We start from the raw sequence: 6,318 nt of genomic DNA on the forward strand, positions 1-6,318 counted from the left end.
GCAATTATGACCACGATTCAGAATCACCTCAGTGCTGTGCGGGCACGCATCAGGGCGGCTTGCCAGGCGGCGGGCCGCAGCGAAGATGCCGTGACCCTGCTGGCCGTTTCCAAGACCTTTGGCGCTGAGGCCGTGCAGGAAGCCTTTGCTGCCGGACAGACGGCGTTTGGCGAGAATTACATCCAGGAGGCGGTGCAAAAAATCTCCGCCCTGTCCCATCTGCCGCTGACCTGGCACTGCATCGGTCCGATCCAGAGCAACAAGACGCGCTTGGTGGCCCAGCATTTTGACTGGGTCCACACGGTGGACCGTCTGAAAATTGCCCAGCGCCTGAGCGAGCAGCGTCCACCCGGATTGCCAGCGTTGCAGGTGTGTATCCAGGTCAACATGGACGGCGGTGCCAGCAAATCTGGGGTGCCACCCGAGGACGCACTGACTTTGGCGCAACAAGTAGCAACTCTGCCGAATCTGCGTTTGCGAGGCATCATGAGCATCCCGGAACCTGCTCCTGATTTCGAAGCATCATGTGCAATATTCAACCGGGTTAAGGCTCTATTCGATGCCCTGAATGCCCGAGGACTTGTGATGGATACCCTGTCCATGGGTATGAGTGCCGATCTGGAGGCTGCCATTGATGCCGGCAGCACCATGGTGCGCGTGGGTACCGCCATCTTTGGCGGACGCAATTACTTCCATTAATTCGTGTGGGACTGGTTTGGCGACAGTACAGGACTGGGGGTCAAGCCGATTGGGTTGACTACTCTTCAATTCAATCCTGCACGAATTGGTAACTTCCTGTAAAGTCTGTCCGAGTAACCAAAAAATCAGCCAACATACAGCAGGTGGCCATCTTCAGGGGTGCCAGTGGCCAAGGATCACATTCACTGCACCTTAAGGAGAACAAACCATGGCAAATCTCGATCAACAATTGGCGCTGGCTTCCTCGGCCATCCCGGAGTGCTTGGCCGCCGGTTACGTTGACATCAATTCAGGCATGTTGCTGGCCATCAAGACGGTGGATTCCCATCCCCGCGAAATCATCGACATGGTGGCTGCTGCGACAGGAGATCTGTTTGCGGGTAGCAACGTCACGGCGATTGAAAAGATGTTTAACAAGTCGCGTGGACTGGCGGAAAGTGACCATCATTACTTTCAGGAAATCATCGTGAACAGTGACAACCTGATCCACGTGTTCTTGCGTGGCAAGCAATACCCTGACTATGTGGCGGTTTTTGTGTGTCGCAAGTCGGCCAATCTGGGGATGGCGCTGACCAAGGCGCGTATTGCAATGCCCAATCTGGAGGCAGCTGTTTAACCCGTATCCCGCGTGTTCATCTGTCGGTCAAATGTCACACGGGGCTATTACTGTCATCACCGTTGAAACATCCTGTTCTTCATTTGCAAGGTTATGGTCTGGCCTTTGGTAAGCGGGTGGTCCTGACCGATTGCAATCTGGATCTGCCTCAGACAGGCATTGATGTCTTGATGGGGCCGGTGAAAGCAGGCAAATCCAGCTTGCTGAATAGTCTGGCCGGTCGACTGGAGAGCGTTCGCAATTATCGCCGCTGGGGGGAGTGCACGCTGAGAGGGCGACCGCTTCAAGGTGAGTGGCGGCCTCGTCTGGTGGCACAACATGTCAGCAGTAGGGCGCGGACCGTGCTGGATGTGCTACGTGAACAAGCCTTTCTGTTTGAGCGTCGCGGTAGTCCGGAAGACGACAGGCAGTCTGCGGGCAAAACGCCGTCGGCAGGCGTTCGCGAGCCGGAGCGCCGAAGTGGTACGCAATGGCAGACTTGGGCCAAGGACTATCTCGAGTGTTTTTTTACCAGTGATTTGGTCCCTTTGTTGGATGAGCCACTGATCAATTTGCCCTTGGTTCAGCAGCGTCGCATCCGCATTGTGGCCAAGGTCGTAGCGAACCCTGCCATGCTGATGATCGATGAGCCCACTTATGGGCTGACTTCACGTGAGGCCACCGAACTGCTTGACTGGCTGAAACTTCTTGGCAAACCGGTGAAGCTATTGGTGACATTGCATAACCAACAGCAAGCCAGGTATCTGGCAAATACCATTGGTTTGCTGGGTGGTGGGCGCATCTTGGCCCATCAGACTGCAGAGCAGTTTTTTTCACACCCGGCCAATGAGTGGGTGGAGCAATTCATCCGCAGTGGCAGTTTGAGTCTGCCATCACCGGATGCACTCCCTGACGACCTGGATCCTGAAGTCTCAGTGCCGTCTCCCCTGCCTGCCGCTGCAGTGGCAGCGGTGCAAGAGGCGGCCAAGGAAGACGAGGCTGCGTCTGCCAATAGTCCGCTGGGCGAACCTTTCGAAACACATGTTGACGTGGTGCCACCATCACCCGAAGTGGCAACACCTGGCATGGTTGATGTGGGTGAAGCACCCATCCCCACGCGTCGACCGGTCTCATTGCCTCCGACACTGGCACAAGGGGTGGAATTGGCCGCATCTGTGGGGCAGGTCATCCTGTCCGGGCGCCAGGGGCCCAGCGGGTTTCGCTGGATCGTTCCCGGTATGCTGGCAGGTTGCCCGAAACCCGGTGTGGTGGCGCCGATCGACTATGACCTGGAGTTGCTGACCAAGGCGGGCATCACCCATCTGATCACGCTGACTGAAAAAGATCTGGATCTGCAAGCCTTGCAGCGACACGGACTGGGAAATACCCACTTGCCCATTTTTGACCGGGAAGCACCGTCGACCGGCCAGATGCAATTGTTGCTGGTGCGGATGCAACGCCTCATACAAGCTGGTGAGGTACTGGCCGTTCATTGCCATGCGGGCTTGGGACGTACAGGCCTGGTGCTGGCCGCCTGGCTGATTCGTGACGGTGGTCTGAGCGCGGCAACAGCGATGGATCGTCTGCGTCGCATTGACCCAGCATATGTGCAAACAGAAGTTCAGGAGAAATTCCTGCATCGGTTTGAAGAAGACCTGGTCCGTAGGCTGAGCTAGCCCAAGCATTGGGAGAAGTCTCCCACAGGTGAACTGAAGCAGATGGTGGGTTCAGAATCTTCGCAGTGGCAACTGCGTGGTGTTCTTGACTTCTTCCATCACCGCGTAGGTGCGGGTTTCACGCACACCGGGCAGCTGCCACAGCACGGTTCCGGCAAACTCGCGGTAGGCACTCATGTCGGCCATGCGGGTTTTGAGCAGATAGTCAAACCCGCCGGCCACCATGTGGCACTCCATGATTTCAGGGCGCACCTGCACTGCCGCCTTGAAAGCATCAAAAACATTGGGTGTGGTTTTGTCCAGCAGCACCTCCACAAACACCATCAGACCGGCGCCCAGTTTGATGGGGTCCAGCCGGGCCTCGTAACCGACGATGACACCGTCCTTGGTCAGGCGTTGCACCCGAGCCAGCACAGCGGTCGGCGACAAGGCCACCGCCTCGGCCAGTTTCAGATTGCTGATGCGGCCATCGCGCTGCAGTTGGTCAAGAATTTTCAGATCAATACGATCAAGGGACATGGAAGAGAACTCGGTAAAGGGTGAATGAAGCGACTGTCAGAGGGGGTGCTGACAAACGCAGGCGCCAACCGCCCCATATCAAACAAGGACAGATGAAAGCGTCCGTTGCAACCGCCCTCGGGATTGTGCGGCAAGTTACAAAATGGGAAGCATTGATTTTGAATAATCATCTATAGAAATTGATAAAAATAGTAAAAAAGTCATCAAAAAACCAGACACCATAGCGTAATTCTTTGAAATTGGAGTTGTCCATGCTGCTAAATCAACGTTTGCCCATTCCCTACCGCCCGGAAGGGCACATCGTTTCCCAGCGGCTGGCGGCGCTGGCCCAGGCGCTGGACTGGGCCGAAAGCGCCCGGGTGGCCGCCCCTTGGGTACAGGCCGTGCGCGACAACCCGCCACCATTCTGGGCGATGGAAAGCCTGCTCAAGGAATACCCCATTTCCAGCGCCGAAGGCCTGGCCCTGATGCGCCTGGCCGAAGCCCTGCTGCGGGTGCCCGATGCCGAAACCGCCATCGCCCTGACGGCGGATCAGCTGGGCCGCGCCGACTTTGAGGGCAGCAGCGACAAGGTGCTGTCACGCCTGTCCAGCACCGCGATTGCCCTGTCCAAACACTTTCTGCCGTCCCCCGCCCAAGGCGCGGCCGAGCCCGGCTTGGTGACCAAGCTGGGTGCCCGCACCGTGGTGGCCGCCACGCTGCGCGCCGTGCAGTTGCTGGGGCGGCAGTTTGTGCTCGGCCAGACCATGGCCGAAGGCCTGGCCGAGGCCACCGCCGCCAAAGCCCGGTTACCCCAATTGCGCTACAGCTACGACATGCTGGGTGAGGGCGCACGCACCGACGCCGACGCCCAGGTGCATCTGCATAGCTACCGAAATGCTATTGAATCAATAGCATTTGAGGCAAATAATACGCGGGCATGCGAGCAAAATGATGGCATCTCCATCAAACTCAGCGCGCTCCACCCACGTTACGAGGCGGCGCAGATTGAACGTGTCATGGCCGAGCTGGTGCCCCGTGTCTGGGGCCTGTGCCAGCAGGCTGCGCGCGCCAACATCAACCTGACCATCGACGCCGAAGAGGTGGACCGGCTGGAACTGTCCCTGGCCGTGTTCGAGGCGCTGGCCGCCCAGGTGGCGCAGCACTGCCCGCAGTGGCGCGGCTTCGGCATGGCCCTGCAGGCCTACCAGACCAATGCGCTGGAGCTGGTGACCCATGTGATTGCGCTGGCGCGCCAATACCAGCTGCGCCTGATGTGCCGCCTGGTCAAGGGCGCCTACTGGGACGCCGAAATCAAACGCGCGCAAGAGCTGGGCCTGCCGCATTACCCGGTGTTCACCCACAAGCATCACACCGACATCTCCTACCTGGTCTGTGCCCGCGCCCTGTTGGCCGCGCCCGATGCCATCTACCCGCAATTTGCCACCCACAACGCCGCCACCGTGGCCGCCATCCTGCAGATGGCGGCCAAAACCGCCTCGGCCTTTGAGCTGCAGCGCCTGCATGGCATGGGTGAAGGGGTGTACGCCCAGGTGCTGAAAAACCCGCTGGTGGCCTGCCGCGTTTATGCCCCAGTGGGCGCCCACAAAGACTTGCTGGCCTACTTGGTGCGCCGCCTGCTGGAAAACGGCGCCAATTCCTCCTTTGTGCACCAGCTGGCCGATGAGACCGTGCCGATCAGCGAACTGCTGGTGTCGCCGCTACGGCTGGAGCCGCAGCCCTCACTGCCGCTGCCGCCGGACCTGTTCGGCTTTCAGCGCGCCAACAGCTGCGGGTTGGACCTGACCGTGCCTTCGATGCGTGACCCGCTGCTGGCCGCTTACGCCAGCGTGCAGGTGCCTTCTGTGCCAGAGTTTGATGCCAAATTGGCCTCTAGCCCGGTCAAAACAAGCCTGAGTAGCTATCAAAAATGGAGCAAATTGCCGGTGACTGAACGTGCTGCCATCCTGCGCCGTGCCGCCGATGCCTTGCAAGCCGAGCTGCCAAAGTTCAGCGCCCTGCTGGTCAAGGAAGCCTTCAAGACCTGGAACGATGCCGTGGGTGAAGTGCGCGAAGCCATCGACTTCTTGCGCTACTACGCCTGGCAGGCCGAGGCCATCATGCAGCCGCACACCCTGCCCGGCCTGGAGGGCAACACCGTGCTAGGCATCACCGGCGAGAGCAACGAGCTGCGCCTGAGCGGGCGCGGCCCCTGGGTCTGCATCAGCCCGTGGAACTTTCCGCTGGCCATCTTTCTGGGCCAGGTGGCTGCGGCCCTGGCCACCGGTAACACCGTGCTGGCCAAACCGGCCGAGCAAACCCCTGGCGTGGCGCTGGAAGCCGTCAAACTGCTGCACGCCGCCGGTGTGTTTGGGGACGCGTTGCAGCTGCTGCACGGCCCCGGCGAAACCGTTGGCGCCGCGCTGGTGGCAGCAAACGGCGTGGCCGGTGTGGTGTTCACCGGCTCGACGGCGGTCGCCAAGCACATCAACCGGGCGCTGGCCGCCAAAGACGGCCCGATTGTTCCGCTGATTGCCGAGACCGGCGGCATCAACGCCATGCTGGTGGACAGCACCGCGCTGCCCGAGCAGGTCTGCGACGCGGTGATGCAGTCCGCGTTTAGAAGCGCCGGGCAGCGCTGCTCGGCGCTGCGCCTGCTGTGTGTGCACGAAGACATTGCCGACAAGGTGATCGAAATGGTGTGCGGCGCGGCCCAGGAACTGGTCGCCGGTGACCCGGCAGACCTGGCCACCGATGTCGGCCCGGTGATTGACCGTGAGGCGTTCGAGGGCATCCAGACCCAGTTGCAACGCCTGCAGCGCGAGGCCAGGCCCCTGCTGGCCGGAACGG

At 60.0% G+C, this 6,318-nt stretch carries 5 protein-coding genes; 4 read left to right on the plus strand and 1 reads right to left on the minus strand.

All coding sequences use genetic code 11. The annotated features are described in order from the left end of the window. Positions 1-6: 6 nt before the first annotated feature. The 3 genes from PHW99_RS10705 (at position 7) to PHW99_RS10715 (ending at position 2,970) form a co-directional block, all read left to right on the plus strand. Entirely contained in the window at positions 7-699 is a 693-nt protein-coding gene (locus tag PHW99_RS10705; RefSeq protein WP_300176867.1) for a YggS family pyridoxal phosphate-dependent enzyme, read from the plus strand. A 208-nt stretch (positions 700-907) separates the two neighbouring features. Beyond that, positions 908-1,315 carry a hypothetical protein gene (locus PHW99_RS10710; RefSeq protein ID WP_300176869.1) on the plus strand — a complete coding sequence of 136 codons (408 nt, stop codon included), beginning with the start codon at positions 908-910 and terminating at the stop codon, positions 1,313-1,315. 62 nt (positions 1,316-1,377) lie between these two features. Next, entirely contained in the window at positions 1,378-2,970 is a 1,593-nt protein-coding gene (locus tag PHW99_RS10715; protein ID WP_300176872.1) for a dual specificity protein phosphatase family protein, read from the plus strand. Positions 2,971-3,021: 51 nt separating this feature from the next. Here PHW99_RS10715 and PHW99_RS10720 read toward each other — a convergent pair whose 3' ends face one another. Further along, a complete protein-coding gene (locus PHW99_RS10720; RefSeq protein WP_300176875.1) occupies positions 3,022-3,489 on the minus strand; it encodes an Lrp/AsnC ligand binding domain-containing protein in 468 nt (155 codons plus the stop codon). Between the two features lie 251 nt (positions 3,490-3,740). Here PHW99_RS10720 and PHW99_RS10725 point away from each other — a divergent pair. Further along, positions 3,741-6,318, plus strand: a 2,578-nt coding sequence (locus PHW99_RS10725) for a proline dehydrogenase family protein (protein WP_300176878.1), incomplete at its 3' end; no start/stop codon positions are given.

Origin of the sequence: Rhodoferax sp., from assembly GCF_028689305.1 — a bacterium.
GTDB lineage: Bacteria > Pseudomonadota > Gammaproteobacteria > Burkholderiales > Burkholderiaceae_C > Rhodoferax.

Coding starts and splice junctions, on each gene's coding strand:
- PHW99_RS10705 (WP_300176867.1), top strand. CDS start 7: ATGACCACGATTCAGAATCACCTCAGTGCTGTGCGGGCACGCATCAGG.
- PHW99_RS10710 (WP_300176869.1), top strand. CDS start 908: ATGGCAAATCTCGATCAACAATTGGCGCTGGCTTCCTCGGCCATCCCG.
- PHW99_RS10720 (WP_300176875.1), bottom strand. CDS start 3,489: ATGTCCCTTGATCGTATTGATCTGAAAATTCTTGACCAACTGCAGCGC.